The organism is Mesorhizobium sp. M7A.F.Ca.US.006.04.2.1 (assembly GCF_004022915.1).
GTDB lineage: Bacteria > Pseudomonadota > Alphaproteobacteria > Rhizobiales > Rhizobiaceae > Mesorhizobium > Mesorhizobium ciceri.
Genome location: NZ_RZQA01001315.1, coordinates 1 through 1,111 on the forward strand (window position 1 = coordinate 1; position 1,111 = coordinate 1,111).

Below are 1,111 nucleotides of genomic sequence, written 5' to 3' on the forward strand. Positions count from 1 at the left end.
GTCGATATCCCAACCGGTCAGCTGCGAAGCCAGACGCACATTCTGGCCGCGGCGACCGATGGCCAGCGACAGCTGGTCGTCGGGAACCACGACTTCGATGCGTTCGGCATCCTCGTCGAGCACGACCTTGGCGACTTCCGCCGGCTGCAGCGCATTGACGATGAAGGACGCCGCAGAAGGCGACCACGGAATGATGTCGATCTTCTCACCCTGCAATTCGCCGACGACGGCCTGGACGCGGCTGCCGCGCATGCCGACGCAGGCGCCGACCGGATCGATCGAAGAGTCCCGCGAGATGACGGCGATCTTGGCGCGCGAACCTGGGTCGCGGGCGACCGACTTGATCTCGATGATGCCGTCATAGATTTCCGGCACTTCCATGGTGAACAGCTTGGCCATGAACTGCGGATGGGTGCGCGACAGGAAGATCTGCGGGCCGCGCTGCTCGCGGCGCACATCGTAGACATAGGCGCGGACGCGGTCGCCATATTTGTAGTTCTCGCGCGGGATCAGCTCATCGCGACGGATGATCGCTTCGCCGCGGCCGAGATCGACGATGACATTGCCGTATTCGACGCGCTTGACGGTACCGTTGACGATCTCGCCGATGCGGTCCTTGTACTCGTCATACTGGCGGTCGCGTTCGGCCTCGCGGACCTTCTGGACGATGACCTGCTTGGCCGACTGGGCGGCGATGCGGCCGAAATCCATGGGCGGCAGCTGTTCGGCGATGAAGTCGCCGAGCTGGGCGTCGGGATTGCGCTCGCGAGCCGAGGAAATGGCGATCTGCGTGGCATAGTCATCGACCTTCTCGACCACTTCCATCAGCCGCTGCAGCTTCATCTCACCGGTGTTCGGGTTGATGTCGGCGCGGATGTTGGTCTCCTGACCGTAACGCGAGCGCGCCGCCTTCTGGATCGCATCGGCCATGGCGGCGATGACGATCGACTTGTCGATCGACTTTTCACGCGCGACCGCGTCGGCGATCTGCAGCAATTCAAGTCTGTTGGCGCTTACAACCATCGTTTTTCTCCCGAGCTTGTTTGCCGGACCTTTGCGCCCGGCAGCTCAATCATAGTTCCTGTTCGTGTTCTTCCGTGGCGTCCGCTTC

General features: G+C 62.5%; 1 protein-coding gene. It reads right to left on the reverse strand.

Features of this window, described 5'->3' with window-relative positions; translation table 11 throughout:
• The coding region (gene nusA / locus EN925_RS36925) for a transcription termination factor NusA (RefSeq protein ID WP_128337419.1) at positions 1-1,023 on the reverse strand (1,023 nt) is incomplete at its 3' end.
• Between the last annotated feature and the right edge of the window lie 88 nt (positions 1,024-1,111).